The organism is Xanthomonas sp. BRIP62409, assembly GCF_003992965.1.
Taxonomy (GTDB): domain Bacteria; phylum Pseudomonadota; class Gammaproteobacteria; order Xanthomonadales; family Xanthomonadaceae; genus Xanthomonas; species Xanthomonas euroxanthea.
The window spans coordinates 300298-316595 of the sequence record NZ_QEZJ01000020.1 but is presented as its reverse complement, the minus strand read 5'-3'; the positions used below and the strand labels follow the sequence as shown (position 1 = coordinate 316595).

The following is a 16298-nucleotide window of genomic DNA, read 5'->3' as shown; positions in this document are numbered from 1 at the left end:
GTGAGGAATCAAGAAACCTGGCGCCTGCTGCTTGCAGGCGTGCTGATGACGGCAGGTGCGTGCGTGTGCCACGCGCAAGCGGTGTCGCCCCAGCGCTTGCTGGAGGTGGTGGATATCGGTAGCCCCACGCTGTCGCCGGACGGCCGCAGTGTGGCCTTTCGCACCGAGCAGGCAGCGGTGCAGCGCAATACCTATGACAGCGTCTGGTATGTGCAGGGCCTGCAGGATGCCGCGCCCAGACGAATTGCCGATGGCGGCGTGCCGTTGCGCGATTCGGCTGGCGGGTCCTTGCCTGCAAAGGTGCTGTGGTCGCCGGATGGCCGTTGGCTGTACTACCGCGCGTTGATCGATGGCGTCATCGCGGTCTGGCGGGCGGCGGCGGACGGTTCCGGGGCGGAGCCGGTGACGCACGATGCGGCGGATGTGCAGGAGTTCGCGCTGGCTGCGGACGGGCGCATTCTGCGTTACCGCATCGGTGCGACGCGCGCGCAGGTGCTGTCGGCAGAGCAGGACGAGTATGCGCAGGGCATCCGGATCGACGAGACGGTGCCGCTCGGGCAGGGCCTGTTCCGTTCGGGCAATGTCGACGGGCGCCTGGCCACGCAGCGCTTTGGCTCGGTGTGGTTCGATCGTACCGGGCTGTCGGCCGGGGTGCCGGCGCGGTGGATGGCACTGGACCTGGTGACTGGGGCCACACAGGTGCTCGCCGATGCGCAGCGACCTGACGCAGAGCCCGACGTCAGCGCGCTGCGCGGCCTGGTCGGCGATGTGTGGAAATCTGCGCGCGCGCCACAAGGCGGTGCGGTAGCGGCGTTGTCGCGCGTGGGTGACGGCAGTGGGCAGCTGTCCCGGCCGGACGTGGCGCTGTCAGTATTGCCCGGTGCACATGCGCGCAAGGTCGTGCGCTGTATGGCAGCGGCCTGCGTGGGAAAGGCAATCACTGCAGTGCAGTGGCGCCCGGGCAGTGCGGAGGTGTTGTTCACCATCACCGATCCTGCCTTGGGGCTTGCGCAATCCATCCACCGCTGGGACCCGGCCAGCGGCCAGGTGCAGCTGGTGGTACAGGGCGGCGGGTTGATCAATGGCGGGCGCGATCCATCGGCACACTGTGGGGCATCGGCCACGGCACTGGTCTGCGTGACGGCCGATGCCGACCGTCCGCCACGTCTGGAACGCATCGCGCTGGACGGCGGCACGCGCGGCGTCCTGTTCGACCCCAATGCGGCGTTGGCGGTGGACATGGCAAACGCGACGCCCGCGCGCCTGTTGCAGTGGACCGATACCCGCGGGCGGCACTACAGCGGCCAGTTCTTCGCGGCACACGGTACCGGCGCGGACAAGCTGCCATTGTTCGTCACCTACTACAGCTGCCCGGGCTTCGTGCGCGGTGGCGTGGGCGATGAGTGGCCGCTGGCCGCGTTGGCGCAGGTTGGCATCGCAGCGCTGTGCATCAATCAATTGCCCGGCTACACCATGGATGCGGTGCAACGGCACGGCGAAGGACTGGCGGCGGTGGAAAGCGCGGTGGCCTTGCTGTCGTCGCAGGCCGGCATCGATCGCACGCGGGTGGGCATGGGCGGGCTGAGCTTCGGCGGTGCGGTGACCCTGTGGACGGCGACCGAGTCGAACCTGCTGGCCGCCGCTTCCGTGGCCAACCCGGTGGTGTCGCCGTCGTACTACCTGTTCGGCAGCATGAAGGGCGAACCCTTCCTCAAGGGGCTGCGCGAGATGTGGGGCCTGGGTGCACCGGAGCAGACGCCCGAGCGGTGGAAGGCACTGTCGCCGGCGTTCAAGCTGGAGCGGATTCGCGCGCCCATCCTGTTCCAGCATTCCGAGCAGGAGTATCTGTACGCGCTGGATTACCTGATTCCATTGCTGCGTACGCAACGCGCCGAGTTGTACGTGTTTGCGAACGAGCCGCACCAGAAGTTCCAGCCGCAGCACAAGTTGGCCGTGTATGCGCGCAACGTCGATTGGTTCCGCTTCTGGTTGCAGGACTACCAGGACCCTGCGCCGGAAAAGGCCGCGCAGTATGTGCGCTGGCGTGCAATCAAGGCGGCACTGCCGGCGCGTGGGGACTAGCGTGTGTGGCGCAGCTGACGCGTGGCACGTTGGCATGCGGGCGCCACGCACCTACACAGTGCAGGCAACCTCAGCGCTGATGACGGACCCAGTTCTCGACCGCACACAGGTCAAAGATGCGCATGACGCTGTGGTCGCCGTCGGCCACTGTGTGGTCGAAATGGTGGCGCAGGGCATCGGCGTCCAGCAGCCCCTGGCCTGCAAGCCGACCCTGCAGCAGATAATCGCGGATCTGCTGCCTGCCCCGACGATAGACCGCGCCGGAGTAGTTCATGAAGGTGCCTTTGCTGCGGCGATGCAGAATCTGCGCAGGCAGCACATCCGCAAACGCATCGCGTGCGACGGCGCGATTGCGGCCGCCAGCGATCCACATCCAGCTCGGCACTGTCAGGCAGGCTTCCACCACCGGTTGCGACAGCAGCGGCATGCGCAGGTGCCACGACGCACTGCGCGCCAGTCCATCGCGGAACACCTGGGTGCCGGCCAGATCAAAGATACGTTCGCGGTCGCCGGGCAGGCTGTCGGCTGGGGCATCGAACCAGGGATGCGATTGCAATGGAACCGCAGCCTGCGTGCCTGGCAGGAACGATCGCTCCGGCGTGCGCGGCGGTCCGGCCTTGGCGCGGAGTTTTCTGATCGTCAGCCTGCCTGCTTTCCAGAGCGTGCACTGGTGCAGCTCGGCGAGCGCATGGACTGCGCTGACGCCGGCGCGCAGGCCGCCTGCACGGAAGGCATCTGCGGCGGGCGCGGCGGTTCTGGTGTTGCAGAACACGGTGTCGCCACCGCCGCCGGAAAAGAAACTGGTGATGGCCAGCTGCGTGCCGATCGCTTCTTTCAGTGCATTGGAGGCATGCTGCAGAAACCAGGTGCTGGGCGCGACCGCATGTGCCGGCGGTGCGAAATCGACCGGTGCAGCGTCGAGTCCCAGGGTGCGCACGATCAGTTCGGTGCCCAACAGATCGCTCATCTGCCGGGCATAGTGCCGCTCGTCGGCGCCAGGCACCGGCGTGACCAGATTGCAGCAGACCACGCGCGCGGTGGTGTCTTTCAGGCATGCGGCGAGGATGGAAGAGTCCAGGCCGCCAGAGAGTTCCAGCAGCACGGACGCATCGGTCTGCGCCCAACAGGTGACGCTGGAGGCCACCGCCTGACGCAGCTGTGCCTGTGCGTCGAGTGGGTCGTGCCGGCGCCGAGAGGCTGCGACGAAATCCCACGGGTTCCAGACGTGTTCGACACTGCTGCGGTCGGGCTGCAGACACAGCTGGCTGCCCGGCAGCAATTCGCGTACGCCGACAAGCCCGGTGCGCTCGGTCTTGAGGTGCGGGTAGTGCAGATGATGGGCGACGGAGTCCCAGTCGATCTCACGCGTGTACACACCCGCATGCGTGGCGATCGAGATGTCTGAAGTGATAAAGCCATGCTGTAGCGCGTAAACGCATGCCACGCCGCCGGAAGGCTCGCGCATGACGGTGATGGCGCTCGGGTCCGCGTGCGGTGCATGCAACAGCAGGTACTCGCCCCAGTGCGCATCGATCAGGTGCCGCGTCCGCTGCGCTGCGGACAACGCATGCAGCGATGCGCCGTCCAGCAAGGGGGCGTTGTCGCGCTGCGAAAAGACATGGCCGATCAGTGCGCCACCACCAGGCAGGTCGAGCACGGGCGTGTCGTCTGATGCATACAGGTCGATATGCCCAGCGCGTTGCCGTAGCTGTAACCCGATCTGTCGCAACGACGCATCGACACCGGCGCGGTCGCCATCGCGGTGTGCCTGCGCATGGTTGAACAAGGCGATGTAGCGGTACATCACACCACCCGGATGGGGGTATGCGCGTGGACGTTGCCGACCGTGTCGTTCAAGACCAGATCGCCTGTCTGGACCCAGCAATGGGCCGAAAACGGATCGAGTGCGACGCCGAAGACAACCTGGGCGTCGAGCTGGCGCCGACGCAGGAATCTTGCCAGTGCGACTGAATCGAGCAGGCAGCGCATCTCGACCGGCACCCACACGCGTGCGCGCCGGAAGACGGATGCCACATCGGTGAGCCGTTGCTCGAGTTCGGCGAGCGGGCGTTGCTGCATCTCCCGACCCTTTGCTGCAGCGGAGAGGCTGCCAAGGACCTTGCCAAGTGGGTTGCGCTTCAATGCCAGGCGTGTGGACAGCACAAGTGCCAGTACCTCGAGTTTTTCAAGCAGCTGTGGTCGTCGCGCCGGCACGGGCATTTCCATCGCGCTACGCGCAACAGGTATGACGGAAGGCTGCGGGCCTACGGTCGCTTGCGACCGTTCCACCAGCAGTCCCCGTTCGACAAGGTCATTGATCTTCAGGTCCGACACCGGGTCTTGCGCCAGGTAGGTGAGCAGGGAGTGCTCCAGTGCCTCGGGCAGGCGGAAGTAGCGGTCGTTACCGACATCCAGGAACACCAGGCGCTCGCCAATGCGGCAGAACGCTAGGTCGTCGCGCAATGTGTAGCGTTGCATGGCGCTGTCCTTGAGAGAGAGAAGGGGCGCACCGTTGCAGTGCGCCCCGTGGCCTGGGAAGTTGTTCATCGGCATGTGCGGCCGAGTGGCGACTGCCGCGCGTTGGCAGCGCCTAGTCCTGGCTGATGCCCAGCGTGGTGATGCCACCCATTTCTTCGCCTGCCAATGGCCCGCCCTGTGTGTCCAGGCTTGCGATGCCAAGCACGATGAGATCCTGGCCAGACGTCGTGATGTGCGCGTCGTTGTTGCTGGTATCCATGGTCTCTACTCCTGGTGGGAGGGGCGTGCGCTCAGGCACGCCTCGGGTTCACTCTTCGGAAATGCCCGGCACATTGAAGCCGCCGATTTCTTCGCCGGCGAGCGGGCCGCCCTTGGTGTCGGTGCTGGCAACGCCAAGCACCGTGATCTCGCTGGATGCATCGCTGTGGGTGATGTCATTGATGTTCATCGCTGTCTCCTGGTTGTGCCATGGGGATCCATGACACAGACACGTTAGGAAACGGGCGTATTGATTTTCAAATGATTAAGTCGTAACACCGTCATAATTAAATGCACTGTGTGACCGCCATCGAAGATGACCGTGCAACCTTGGCCGGTGGCGTCGCATCGCGCCATTCATTCCATATCAGGCGCACGCTGCCGGCGGTGCGCGAGCACAGAATGTGGATCTTGCGAGGCGTAGCGCTGGCGACAGTCAGTGCCGCGCTGTCAAACCTGACGGTTGCGCTCACGCATGACCGCCACGATGCGCGACACGGCCTGGATGCGACGCGCATGGTAGGCATGCAGCGCAGCACTCAGCGCCGCAGGGTCACGCTGCACTGGCTGCAGCGTGGCCGCGCTGTCAAACCTGACGGCTGCGCTCATGCATGACCGCCACGATGCGCGGCACGGCCTGGATGCGGCGTACGTGATAGGCATGCAACGCTGTTTGCAGCGCGGCAAGGTCGCGCTGCTGCCAGTGCAGCGTGAGCTCTGCCAGTTCTTCATCAAGCCCGTCGAGCAGGCCGTGTTTGGCACGTCGCACCGGGGCCAACCTGTCATTGGTCTGCCTGACTGCGTGGTGCAGCGACCAGTGTGCGGTGGCACGGGCGATGGCATCGAAGAGCTTCCAGGTCTGCTTGACCACGTCTGTCGCTGCACTGGTGGATTCCGGCTCGCCAGGGGCATGCGGCACCAATGCAACGCCGATATCGCAGGCCATCCGCAACAGGCGCTCCATCCAGTCGTACAGGTCCCGCAACGCGACCTCGGTGAGCAGCGGCACCTGAAAGCCATAGCGTGCGTGATCGATGAGCAGGCCTTCGCCGACCAGGCGATACAGCGCAAAGCGAACTGGCGTGGAGCTGATCTTCAACTCGGTGGCCAGCTTTGCCGGGTTGATGCGCTGACCGGGCGGATACCGGCCGGATTGCAGTGCGCGCCTGACCTGCGCATAGGCAACTGCACGTTTGGAGTGGATTTCACTCATGACGAACTCCTTGTCTGACCGCGACGCCTCCCCTGGCTGGATCGTACATGCAATGGCTGCGGCAGGAGTTGCCGCAGTAGTCCTTTTGGTCCCGGGCTTGTCACATCGTGCTGCGTACGAGTCAGGCTGCAAGCCAATACGCTGCCCCGACAGTAAGAGTTTTTATAACGCCCAAACTGAGGCCAATAGAAAGCGGGCCGCCTGGTTTGCCAGGGCGGCCCTCGTTTGAACATTATCTGTTCCTGCTGTCGCGTGGCACGACCGGCGTGCCAAACGCCGTGGCTTGCTTAGCGAAACGACTCACGCAGCCGCTTGCCCGCATACTCCTGCGCAGCCTTTGCCTTGGCAACGACTGCCGCACACCCGAAGAACTCGTGCGTCACGCCGGTGTAGACCTCACGCTCGACCGGTACATTGGCCTCCTTGAGGGCGTCTTCCAGCTTGGCGCCGTCGCTGCGCAGCGGGTCTATGGTGGCGTTGATGATCGTCACCGGTGCCAGGCCGCGCAGGTTGGCGTTGACCAAGTCCAGGCGCGTATCTGCCTTGTCCGCGTCGCTACGGATCAGGTGCCCCACGAACCACTCGATCATGGCCTTGTTCAAGGGCTTGGCGATGGCGTTTTCGATGTAGGACTCGGTGTGCAGGCTGCCGGTCTGCCCGACCGGGTAGACCGCCAGAATATGCGTCGGTGCCGGCAGCCCCTTGTCACGTGCGGCTACCGCCGTGGCGATGGCCAGGTTGCCGCCGGCGCTTTCGCCTGCAAGGGCAACGTGCTGCGGATTGCCGCCGATGCTAGCCGCGTTTGCCAGCACCCATTCGTAGGCGGCGAGTGCGTCGTCCCAGGCAGCGGGGAACTTGTGTTCGGGCGCCTGGCGATAGTCGACCGAGACCACGATGGCGCCGGTTTCCTTGGCCAGCCCGCGCGCGCCACCGTCATAGACCTCGGCATTGGCGATCACCCAGCCACCACCGTGGAAATAGACGATGACCGGCAGTGCGGTGCCCCCCTGTGGGGTGTAGACGAAGGCCGGGAGATTGCCGGCAGGCGTTTCCAGGGTGTGGGAGGTGCGCTTGACGCCGGGTACCAGCACCTCGGGGTCGGCGGTCTTGCCCTGGTCCTGCAGCAACTTCTTGACCGCATCGGCGATGGTTGGCTGCTGCCGGGCTTCGGCCGGCGTGAGCTTTTCGATGGCCTTGGGTTCGAGCGCATCGTGGGCCTGGGCCAGGTCGTGCATGTCGTCGTCGGCACGGATGGCGCCGATGACGTTGGAAAGGGTGTCGATGATCGGGTTGGGCTTGCCGTGCTCTGTCATGTGTGCGTCTCGGTTGGTTGACCCTGACGCTAGCGGTGGCACAGTCAATGGGGTGCAAAGGGAGCTCGGCCGTTATGCACATGGCCGCAACATCTGTGGCGGACGCCGCTTGCAATCGCTGTTGCATGATCGCAGCGGCGCGCGCTTCGTGCCGCTGGCGGCATCACGCGAAGCCCCGGCTGCAGGCAGCGCTCACCAATCGGTGGGCGCATAGTCCTTGAGGAACTGCCCCCACACATGCTCGCCGGTGTTGGCGCCGTGGATGATCGGGTCGACGATGCGGGCGGCGCCGTCGACGATGTCCAGCGGCGGGTGAAAGCGTTCCTGCTGGACCTTGAGCGCGGCGATGTCGGCCGGATCCTCGTCGGTGACCCAGCCGGTATCGACGCTGTTCATGTGGATGCCGTCGTTCTGGTAATCGGCCGCCGAGGTGCGCGTCATCATGTTCAACGCGGCCTTGGCCATGTTGGTATGCGGATGCCGGGTGGTCTTGAAGTTGCGGTAGAACTGCCCTTCCATCGCCGAGACGTTGACGATGTGCTTGTCGCGCTCGGGCGTGCGCAGCATCAGCGGCTTCAGCCGCGCATTGATGATGAAGGGCGCGATGGCGTTGACCAGCTGGGTCTCCAGCAGCTCCACCGAGGGCACTTCGTCCATCAGCAGGCGCCAGGAGTTGCGCCCGCGCAGGTCCACCTGCTGCAGGTCCTGGTCCAGCCGTCCTTCCGGGAACAGGTGCTGCTGGCCAACCAGTTCGTCGTCCAGCAACGCCACCTGCGACAGCTCGGCGGCGCGGGTGAGGCCGTCGGCGCCGTCCAGGCCGCGGCCATGCACCGCCGGCAGCGCCATCGCCGAGGCATCGCGCAGTGGTTCAGGCGTGCGCAGGCCTTCGTAATGGCCGACCAGGTTGCGCACGGTGTCCGGCAACTCATGCAGCGCGGCGGTTTCGCCGGCCATCATGTGCGCGTAGAACTGCGGCGGGCGGCGCACGGTCTGGCAGGCATTGTTGATGATGAAGTCCAGCCTGTCGCGGGTGGCCAGCAGCTGGCTGCAGAACGCTTCCACGCTGGGGGTGTGGCGCAGATCCAGGCCGAACACCTGCAGGCGATGGCCCCACTCGTTGAAGTCCGGCTCCTGCGCATAGCGGGCGGCCGAATCGCGCGGGAAACGCGTGGTCACGATCAGTTCCGCACCGGCGCGCAGCAGTTTCAGGCCGGCCTGATATCCGATCTTGACCCGGCCGCCGGTCAGCAGCGCCACGCGTCCGCGCAGGTCGGCGGTTTCGGTGCGCTTGAAGTAGTTCAGCTCGGCGCAGGCCGGGCACATCTGGTCGTAGAAGTGATGCAGCTGGGTGAACTTCTGCTTGCACACGTAGCAGTGGCGCAACTCCGGCGAATGCGTGGGCTCCGGTGCGGCAGTGGCGTTTTCGCCGTTGTGCGCATCGTGCAGGCCGGCGGCATGCGGCGGGAAGAAGTTCGGCGTGCTGAACACCGGTTTGCGCCGCAGTGCGCGGATGCCGCGCTGCTCCAGCAGCGCCTCGGCCTTGCGCACCTTCTCCTGGTGCCGCTCGCGCTCGCGCTGCTTGAGCAGCTGCCGCCGCGCCTTGGGCTCGGGGTGATAGACCCTGGCCACCACCTGGTGCAGGCGCACGCGGTCGGCCTCGGGCAGGGTGTCGAGCACGCTGCGGTCGGCCTCGATGGCCTCCAGCAGGTCCAGCGCCGCGCGCAGGCGGTCGGTCAGGGGCAGGTCGTCGGCGGGCGGGAGTGGGGCGTTGGTGTTCAAGATGGATCCGGGAGTGAGCGGCAGCAAGCCGTGACGAGTGCGGCGGGCAGCCGACAGGAGAGCGCAATGGACGGTGAGCCTTTGTACAGCGGACGAGGACGGCACGCCGCTGGCCGGTGGTGCGGCCGTCCGCTATTTTCGCCGATTGTGATGGGTTGGCGCCAATGGAGAGGGGCGGAGGGGAGGGCGGCCAAGGGACGTTTTGATCGGGACTTGGGTGCGCTGTCGTGTCGCAGCTGGATCGGCCGCTCGCGGCAGGTGGCGAGGGAACCGTCGCAGTCATGGCAGGCAGTTGGCGTTCTGCCAGTGGTTGAAGCCTCGAGCGAGGGCGGCCCCGGTGCCAATGCGCGGGAGTTTAGGTAACCTTCGCAACACACCGGAACGGCAGTGACGCCCGACCGCTCAAGGGGGAAATCGATGAAGACGTTCGTGCTGGCCGCTGCGCTGGCCAGCTTGCTCTGTGCCTGTACCGTTGTCTCGCCCGATCCGGGCCAGAAGGCCGTGTTGGTGGATAAACCGATGTTCTTCGGCAAGGGTGGCGTTCGCCTGGACGATGTGCGTGAGCCAGGTCGGACGTATGCGTGGTTGACCACGTCGGTCACCTATGTGGATGTGACGCCACAGACGGTGCAGGTGGCTTTTGACGATTTCTCGTCCAGCGACAATATCCTGTTGGACTTCTCCACCCAGATTCAATATCGCATCACCGCGCCGGCGTTGTTGTTGTCCAGGTTCGGGCAGGGTTGGTTCAAGAACAATGTCGCCAGCCAATATGCGTCCATCGTGCGCGACCAGGTCAAGCGCTACGACATGACCAGGATGATGAGCGATCCCGATACCGCCAGACAGATCGACGATTCGGTGACCCAGAACGTGCGTGCGCTGGTCAAGGAGCAGCAGCTGCCGATCGAGATCCAGAACATCACCTTGGGCCGCGCACGTCCCAACCCGGATGTCCTGCAGCAGATGAACCTGACCGCTGCACAGCAGCAGCGGGTCAAGACGCTGGTCGAGGCCACCACGGCCGAGCGGCAGCGCGAACAGGAGCAGGTGGCCAAGGCCGATGCCGACAATGCGTACCGCAATCGCATGGGTCTGACGCCCGAGCAGTACCTGGCCAGCCAGATCGCCGAGCTCAACGCCGATGCCTGCAAGAAGGCGCAGGCCTGCTATATGGTGCCTTCCGGCACGTCGGTGATTGCCAGATAGCGCGCGTTGCCGGCCGCATGCGGTGCAGGGGCCGCGATTGCCTTGCAGTCGTTAATCTCCGGTCTTGCAGCGCAGATGGCTGGTCGCGGTTGCTCATGCCAGCAGGCCCACTCACGCACTCTCCAAATCGGCTGGGCTAGGGTTGCGGCCTACTGGTGTAGCGGGAGAACGCGGCATGGGCCTGTTGGTCGACGGCAAGTGGCAGGACAGTTGGTACGACACCGACAAGAGCGGCGGGCGTTTCGAGCGCTCGCAATCGCAGTTCCGCAACTGGGTGACGCGCGATGGCAGCCCTGGTCCGCACGGGGAGGGTGGCTTTCAGGCTGCTCCCGGCCGCTATCACCTGTACGTCTCGCTGGCCTGCCCGTGGGCGCATCGCACGCTGATCTTCCGGCGCCTGAAAGGGCTGGAGTCGCTGATCGACGTATCGGTCGTGAACTGGTTGATGCGCGACCAGGGCTGGACGTTCGATCCTGGTCCGGGCGTTATCGCCGATCCGGTTCACCATGCCAAGCGATTGTATGAGGTGTATCTCAACGCCGATCCGCACTACTCCGGGCGCGTGACCGTGCCGGTGTTGTGGGACCGCGAGCGCAACACGGTGGTGAGCAACGAATCGGCCGACATCATCCGCATGTTCAACAGCGCCTTCGATGCCGTTGGTGCGGCCGACGGTGACTTTTATCCGGCCCCGTTGCGCGAGCAGATCGATGCGCTCAATACGCGTATCTACGACACCGTCAACAACGGCGTCTACAAGGCGGGCTTCGCCACCACGCAGGCCGCCTACGAAGAAGCCGTGGTGCCGCTCTTCGAGACACTGGACTGGCTGGAGGCGCGCCTGGGCGAGCACCGCTATCTGTGCGGCGAGGTGCTCACCGAGGCGGATTGGCGGCTGTTTACGACGCTGGTGCGGTTCGATGCAGTGTATGTGGGGCACTTCAAGTGCAACCTGCGACGGATTGCCGACTATCCCCACTTGTCCGGATTCCTGCGCGAGCTCTACCAGATGCCAGGTATTGCAGACACGGTGAATTTCCAGCACATCAAAGGCCATTACTACCAGAGTCACGGCACCATCAATCCCACCGGCATCGTGCCGCTGGGGCCGGTGCTGGATCTGCAGGCGCCGCATGGGCGTGGCGGCTGATGCAACCGGCGGCTGCACGGCGCAGCGCTCGGGCGCACTGCCGCATGGCGTGCACTAAGCTGTGCGCCTTGGTGACCAACAGGAGCGGTCAGTGCTGAATCATGTGATGGTGGGATCGAACGATATTGCACGATCCAGGCAGTTCTACGACGCCGTGCTCGGCGGGGTCTTCGGCGCTCCCGCGCCGCTGGTCAACACTGCCGGCTCCGGCCATGTGCGCCTGTTCTATCGCCATGCCGGCAGCACCTTCGCCGTCAGCGAGCCGATCAACGATGCACCGGCGACCAGCGGCAACGGCGCCACCGTCGGTTTCACCTGCAGTTCGCCAGAGCAGGTGCAGGCCTTCCACGACGCGGCCGTGGCTGCAGGCGGGGTGTCCATCGAGAATCCGCCGGGCGAGCGTGAGAGCCGCATGGGAGCGGTCTGGCTGGCCTATGTGCGCGACCCGGATGGCAACAAGCTCTGCGCGATCTATCGACCTGACTAAACCGCGATGCCGCACTGCTGCGACATAACGCAGCGCGCCCCGCACCCGTGTTGTTGCTACGCCACGGCGACGGTCGAGTGGCGGTCGCCGCGGCGCGGCACGCGGCTGCGTCAGGTGATGGATCCGGCCACCGGATTGTCGCGCTAGTGCTTTGCCGCGTCGCGCATGATCAGCGTCGCAGCGCCCACCGTGATCGCGTCCTCGACCACACCGGTGCTGGTCTGGCCATAGCGTTCGATCGCGCGCATGCGCACGTTGAAGGTAAGGTAGGCGGCCGCCACTGCGGTGGTCGCGCCCAGCACGGCAGCCACGCCGCGCTGATGGCGCGGTGCCAGCGCGGTGCCGACGATGATGCCGGTGGCGATGCGGGCAATCATGCCGGGCAACACGATGCGGTCGGGAGCGGTTTTCATCTTGTCGCCGGCCAGCTCACCACCGGCCAGCGCCAGCATGCCGGCCGATGCGAGGGGATTGGCGAGCAGTGCCGGCGCGCCGTTGTCGGCGGGGAGCTTGCCGGTGCGCGCAGCGTTGGCCACTGCGGCCAGCGGGGTCATCGAGCGCATGCCGGCGACGGCGCTCATCAGGAGGGAGTGGATCAAAGCCATGTGCACCTCTGCAGGAGCATGCTGCCAGGCGCCAATGTGGAGCCGGCAGGCATGCGTCGGGTTGTCGATGCCCAGAGCCTAGGAGGCCGGATGTCTGCGCGATGGCAAGGCGGTGCCCGTGCGATGTGCCTGCCTGGCGGGAGGGCGGTGTTGACTGACGCGTGGGTGAAGGTGCAGGTCGATCCATGCCGGGGTAGTGGTGCGGGCGTGCGGCAGCAGCCGGCAAGGCCATGCCCGTGTCGCCGCGCTGCCTGGCCATGCGGGCGCGGCAGCGCGTTGCCATCGCCAGGACCGGTCAGGGCTGCTTTGCAAAGCTGCCCGCGCGCCACGCCAGCCACAATACCGACAGACCCACCGCCAGGCAGATGAGCACGCCGGGCAGCGAGGCTTCCGGGCCGAAGGCCCCGCCGGTGAGCCATTGCGGAAATCCGGGCGTTGCCGTGCTGCGGGCAATGGCCGGGCCCATGTCGGTCCCGGAGACCGCCGCACCGAACAGATAGCCCTGAGTGAAGTTCCAGGCGATATGCACGCCGATCGACATCCAGATGCGGCCGGTCAAGGCATAGAACGCGCCCAGCAGGATGCCTGCTTCCAGTGCAATGCAAATCGCCGCAAACGCCGTTGCATGCGGGTTGGCGATATGGCCGAAACCGAACAGCGCGGCAGAGGCGATAAACGCCACCCACGGGCCGAACGCGCGCCATACCAGGCGCAGAAAGATGGCGCGGAACAACAGCTCTTCGATCACCCCGGCCTGCAAGGCCTTGCGCACCGCCGTCCAGGCCGGCGCCGGGCCAAGCGCCTGGATGTCGTACAGCCCGAACAGCGCCATGATGCCCATGACCGCGGCGAACATGGCCGCGCCGATCAACAGTCCAATGCTCAGCTGCGGCAACATCGGGCGTAGTGCGAGCTCGCTGGCGCGCCGTCCTTCGGCCAGGCGCACCGCCACCACGTAGACCGCCAAGCCCACCGCGATACCGACCAGGCTGGCAATCAGTTGCAGCGGCCCGGAGTCCTTGGGCAGCAGGCTGCCGACGGCCCTGCCGGCCATGGGCGCCAGCGTGGCGACCGCCACCAGCAGCAGGACTGCCCAGCCGATCGCCCGCAGCCAGCGTAGGCGGCCGGGCTGCAGGAAGCTGCGCTCGCCCAGCGCAATGCGGTGGGACGCGTGGCCGTGCGTGGTCAGTGCGCTATTGGAAACCGCCGGCGTTGGTGCGTGCATGGGTTGGGGGCCTGTGGGTGGTTGCTAGCGGGTGGTTGAACGGGACGAGGCGTCTGCCACGACTGCGATACGGCTGGCGAATGAGCGCTGTTGCACTGCCGGGTCGATCAGCGCGTGTCGCCCGGTGAGGAGCTGCTGCGCAACAAGGACTTGAGCCCGTGCGTGATGCCGCGCGGTGCGACGCTCAAGTGGTCTTCGTCATCGAGAACCTCCAGCGCGAGATGCAACGATGGATAGTGTCGCGCGCGCAGCGCCTGCGCCATCTTCTGTGCGTCGATGACCATGTCGTAATTCTGGTGGTGGCGCACCTGCTCGTATTCGCCGACGTACATGTACACCTGCGCCGGCAGGTCGGTATGCGACGCGGCAAAGCTGTTTTCCTGCGCCACCATCGCGTGCTCGCCATACCAGTACGAGGGGCTGCCCAGGATGTAGCCGGCGAACATCTCCGGTGTGCTCAACAGGATCTGCGTGCCCAGCAGGCCGCCGTACGAGTGCCCCAGATACAGGCGCCGCTGTTCGTCGGTCCGGTAGCGGTTGGCGACGAACGGCAGCACGCGATCGCGCAGGTAGCGGATGTAGTCGGCGCTCTTGCCGTGGGTGGCAACCGGCGCTGCGGTCGGGCCATCTTCCGGGGTGGGCGTGTAATCGCGTCTGCGGCTCGGCATGGGCTCGTCGCCGACTGCGTAGGACAGCCCGACCAGAATGAAATCGGAGATGGCTGGCCCTTCGCCGTTCAAGCGCCGCGCGATCTGCTTGACCAGCGGGAACGCATAGTCGCCATCGGTGGCATACAACACCGGGTAACGACGCTGCGGATTGTCCGCATAGCCGCGTGGCAGCGCGACGAAGACCTGGTAGGTGCGGCCTGTCGCCGGATCGGGCACGTCCCAGACCTGCGTATCGGCCAGTTCATACGGTTGCCCACCGCCACGCTGGCTAGCAGGCGCGTGAGCGGGCGTATCCGCTGTGGCTGCTGGTGTCGCTTTGGCAATGGGTGTGGGTGCTGGCGGTGGTGCCTTGCCGCAGCCAGTCAGTAGCAACACTGCCAATCCAGCCCATAACAGCTTGTTCAATACAGCCTCCTGCATGTGGTGAAGCGTGGTGCCGTTGCAGCGGTGCAGACGAGAGCTGGCTGTCGATACGTGGCGGACCGCGCGTGCCGGTTCTGTCGCCTTGGGTGCGTACCGACATCGACGATGCCAGCAATGCCGGAAGACGCGACTGGCATGGCAACGTATAACACGGGCCGCTGCCAGGTTCTCGATGCTCGAAGAACCCAAGCGCCCGCGGAATCATCGAGAACCCGGGAGCACCCGTGCTCAGTGCAGACGACCAACCACGCGCAATGCCGCCGACTTGGCCATATCGTTCGGATTGGTGCCGGGCAGGCCCTGCGGCACGGCCATGCCCTTGCTGCGATAGAAGTCGGTCCAGTACGGCGACACCTGACCGGTCTGCGGGTTCCTGAAGTTCATCGGTTGCAGCGCAAACACCTGATGGGCGCGGAAGGCGCGCTCGATGAAGTCCGAGCAGTAATAACTGTTGTCGTCCTGCACGTAGGTCTGGTTGTAAGGCTTGCCGAGCATGCGCCGTGCCTGCGCGATGGCGCCGGGGATCGCGCTGCGCTGTTCTTCCGTCAGCCGGTACACATGGATCTGCCGGTGCCTGGTATTGGCGTCTTCGACGAATGCCTGCAGGGGCTGCTGCCGCGAGCCTTGTTCGTCTGCATGCAGCAGCACCTGTTCCGTGCCGTCATGGGCGAGCAGCGCCACGTGATCGAAGCTGGGTGCGTCCTGTTTGGCGGTGGCATCGTCGATGGCGCCACTCAGGCCGGTGCGGGCGGCGGTGACGAACAACAGGTCGCCGTCCTGGAGCTGGACTGCGATGGACGTTGCGGGCAGCAGTGCCAGTGCGAGCACGGCGAGCAGGAGGACGATGCGCATGGGAGGCCGGCAGGTGATGCAAAGGGCGACCATTATCGCCAGGAACGACGGCGGGCGGCTGGTGCGCGATGCGCTCTGTAGAATGCGGTGGCCAGCGGGCGTCGCCGCCGCCATCGCGTCGCGGCAACCCCTGTCCGTCTGGAGTGTTGCATGCGTGCTTCTTCTGCGTTGTCGCCGATCGGCCGGCTGTTTGCCGCCGCCGCCTTTTTCGAAGGGCTGACCTGGGCCGGGCTGTTGGTCGGCATGTTGCTCAAGTACGGCACCCACACCACCGAGCTGGTGGTGTGGGTATTCGGGCGCCTGCATGGCGCGGCCTTCCTGTTCTATGTGGCGGTCAGCGTGCTCGCCGCGTTGCGGCTGCGCTGGCCGTGGTGGGCGTGGGCGCTGAGCCTGCTGGCCGCGTTGCCGCCGCTGGTGACGGTGCCGCTGGAGATGTGGTTCCGGCGCATCGGCTTGCTGGGTATGCGCACGCGGGGCGGTGTCTGAGCACACCAGGGCAGGCCAGGCATTGCCAGGCGGCCGTGCGCGGTACGCGGCATCTCGCTGTGAACGC

16 protein-coding genes are annotated in these 16298 nt (G+C 65.7%); 5 read left to right on the top strand and 11 right to left on the bottom strand.

Annotated features, from left to right (window positions below; translation table 11 throughout):
- Window positions 1-2082 carry an Atxe2 family lasso peptide isopeptidase gene (locus EO170_RS10555; RefSeq protein ID WP_241239413.1) on the top strand — a complete coding sequence of 694 codons (2082 nt, stop codon included), beginning with the start codon at window positions 1-3 and terminating at the stop codon, window positions 2080-2082.
- Window positions 2083-2152: 70 nt separating this feature from the next.
- On the opposite strand, the gene EO170_RS10550 is transcribed toward EO170_RS10555, so the two are convergent.
- The 7 genes from EO170_RS10550 to EO170_RS10515 form a co-directional block, all read right to left on the bottom strand.
- Complete coding sequence (locus EO170_RS10550) at window positions 2153-3886, bottom strand: lasso peptide isopeptide bond-forming cyclase (RefSeq protein ID WP_126944711.1); 1734 nt, start codon at window positions 3884-3886, stop codon at window positions 2153-2155.
- The gene (locus tag EO170_RS10545; RefSeq protein WP_126944708.1) at window positions 3886-4560 is read right to left on the bottom strand and encodes a lasso peptide biosynthesis B2 protein; all 675 of its coding nucleotides are present in this window, start codon (window positions 4558-4560) and stop codon (window positions 3886-3888) included. The genes EO170_RS10550 and EO170_RS10545 overlap by 1 nt, the downstream gene beginning before the upstream one ends.
- 112 nt (window positions 4561-4672) lie before the next feature.
- Window positions 4673-4819, bottom strand: coding sequence for a benenodin family lasso peptide (locus EO170_RS10540; protein ID WP_126944705.1), 147 nt, complete (start codon window positions 4817-4819; stop codon window positions 4673-4675).
- Window positions 4820-4867: 48 nt separating this feature from the next.
- Window positions 4868-5008: a lasso peptide xanthomonin 1 gene (locus EO170_RS10535; protein WP_119129525.1), complete on the bottom strand. Its 141-nt coding sequence runs from the start codon at window positions 5006-5008 to the stop codon at window positions 4868-4870.
- 396 nt (window positions 5009-5404) lie between these two features.
- The gene (locus EO170_RS10525; protein ID WP_206513996.1) at window positions 5405-6031 is read right to left on the bottom strand and encodes a GntR family transcriptional regulator; all 627 of its coding nucleotides are present in this window, start codon (window positions 6029-6031) and stop codon (window positions 5405-5407) included.
- 287 nt (window positions 6032-6318) lie between these two features.
- Window positions 6319-7344 carry an alpha/beta hydrolase gene (locus EO170_RS10520; protein ID WP_126944702.1) on the bottom strand — a complete coding sequence of 342 codons (1026 nt, stop codon included), beginning with the start codon at window positions 7342-7344 and terminating at the stop codon, window positions 6319-6321.
- A 192-nt stretch (window positions 7345-7536) separates the two neighbouring features.
- Window positions 7537-9123, bottom strand: coding sequence for an SDR family oxidoreductase (locus EO170_RS10515; RefSeq protein ID WP_102583354.1), 1587 nt, complete (start codon window positions 9121-9123; stop codon window positions 7537-7539).
- Between the two features lie 429 nt (window positions 9124-9552).
- Between EO170_RS10515 and EO170_RS10510 the strand changes: the two genes are divergently transcribed.
- From EO170_RS10510 to EO170_RS10500, 3 genes are all read left to right on the top strand, one after another.
- Window positions 9553-10332 (top strand): SPFH domain-containing protein, encoded by a 780-nt coding sequence (locus EO170_RS10510; RefSeq protein WP_119129725.1) that lies wholly within the window; start codon window positions 9553-9555, stop codon window positions 10330-10332.
- A gap of 175 nt (window positions 10333-10507) precedes the next feature.
- Window positions 10508-11482, top strand: a complete 975-nt coding sequence (locus tag EO170_RS10505) for a glutathione S-transferase family protein (protein WP_126944699.1) — start codon at window positions 10508-10510, stop codon at window positions 11480-11482.
- A 91-nt stretch (window positions 11483-11573) separates the two neighbouring features.
- Complete coding sequence (locus tag EO170_RS10500) at window positions 11574-11969, top strand: VOC family protein (RefSeq protein WP_126944696.1); 396 nt, start codon at window positions 11574-11576, stop codon at window positions 11967-11969.
- A gap of 143 nt (window positions 11970-12112) precedes the next feature.
- Here the strand turns inward: EO170_RS10500 and EO170_RS10495 are convergent, their stop codons facing one another.
- The 4 genes from EO170_RS10495 to EO170_RS10480 all read right to left on the bottom strand — a co-directional run bounded on the left by EO170_RS10495 (window position 12113) and on the right by EO170_RS10480 (window position 15745).
- Window positions 12113-12574, bottom strand: a complete 462-nt coding sequence (locus EO170_RS10495) for a DUF4126 family protein (RefSeq protein WP_161959829.1) — start codon at window positions 12572-12574, stop codon at window positions 12113-12115.
- 295 nt (window positions 12575-12869) lie between these two features.
- Window positions 12870-13799, bottom strand: a complete 930-nt coding sequence (locus EO170_RS10490) for a CPBP family intramembrane glutamic endopeptidase (RefSeq protein WP_126944693.1) — start codon at window positions 13797-13799, stop codon at window positions 12870-12872.
- A gap of 107 nt (window positions 13800-13906) precedes the next feature.
- The gene (locus EO170_RS10485) at window positions 13907-14890 is read right to left on the bottom strand and encodes an alpha/beta hydrolase-fold protein (RefSeq protein ID WP_164740999.1); all 984 of its coding nucleotides are present in this window, start codon (window positions 14888-14890) and stop codon (window positions 13907-13909) included.
- 231 nt (window positions 14891-15121) lie between these two features.
- Window positions 15122-15745, bottom strand: a complete 624-nt coding sequence (locus tag EO170_RS10480) for a YiiX/YebB-like N1pC/P60 family cysteine hydrolase (protein ID WP_126944687.1) — start codon at window positions 15743-15745, stop codon at window positions 15122-15124.
- Between the two features lie 150 nt (window positions 15746-15895).
- On the opposite strand from EO170_RS10480, the gene EO170_RS10475 reads away from it, so the two are divergent.
- A complete protein-coding gene (locus EO170_RS10475) occupies window positions 15896-16231 on the top strand; it encodes a DUF3817 domain-containing protein (protein WP_164740998.1) in 336 nt (111 codons plus the stop codon).
- Window positions 16232-16298: the final 67 nt, after the last annotated feature.

Bases quoted from the DNA above. Each gene is read 5' to 3' on its own strand.
- EO170_RS10550 (WP_126944711.1), bottom strand. From the start codon at position 3,886: ATGTACCGCTACATCGCCTTGTTCAACCATGCGCAGGCACACCGCGAT.
- EO170_RS10545 (WP_126944708.1), bottom strand. From the start codon at position 4,560: ATGCAACGCTACACATTGCGCGACGACCTAGCGTTCTGCCGCATTGGC.
- EO170_RS10540 (WP_126944705.1), bottom strand. From the start codon at position 4,819: ATGGATACCAGCAACAACGACGCGCACATCACGACGTCTGGCCAGGAT.
- EO170_RS10535 (WP_119129525.1), bottom strand. From the start codon at position 5,008: ATGAACATCAATGACATCACCCACAGCGATGCATCCAGCGAGATCACG.
- EO170_RS10525 (WP_206513996.1), bottom strand. From the start codon at position 6,031: ATGAGTGAAATCCACTCCAAACGTGCAGTTGCCTATGCGCAGGTCAGG.
- EO170_RS10520 (WP_126944702.1), bottom strand. From the start codon at position 7,344: ATGACAGAGCACGGCAAGCCCAACCCGATCATCGACACCCTTTCCAAC.
- EO170_RS10505 (WP_126944699.1), top strand. From the start codon at position 10,508: ATGGGCCTGTTGGTCGACGGCAAGTGGCAGGACAGTTGGTACGACACC.
- EO170_RS10495 (WP_161959829.1), bottom strand. From the start codon at position 12,574: ATGGCTTTGATCCACTCCCTCCTGATGAGCGCCGTCGCCGGCATGCGC.
- EO170_RS10490 (WP_126944693.1), bottom strand. From the start codon at position 13,799: ATGCACGCACCAACGCCGGCGGTTTCCAATAGCGCACTGACCACGCAC.
- EO170_RS10485 (WP_164740999.1), bottom strand. From the start codon at position 14,890: ATGCAGGAGGCTGTATTGAACAAGCTGTTATGGGCTGGATTGGCAGTG.
- EO170_RS10480 (WP_126944687.1), bottom strand. From the start codon at position 15,745: ATGCGCATCGTCCTCCTGCTCGCCGTGCTCGCACTGGCACTGCTGCCC.
- EO170_RS10475 (WP_164740998.1), top strand. From the start codon at position 15,896: ATGCGTGCTTCTTCTGCGTTGTCGCCGATCGGCCGGCTGTTTGCCGCC.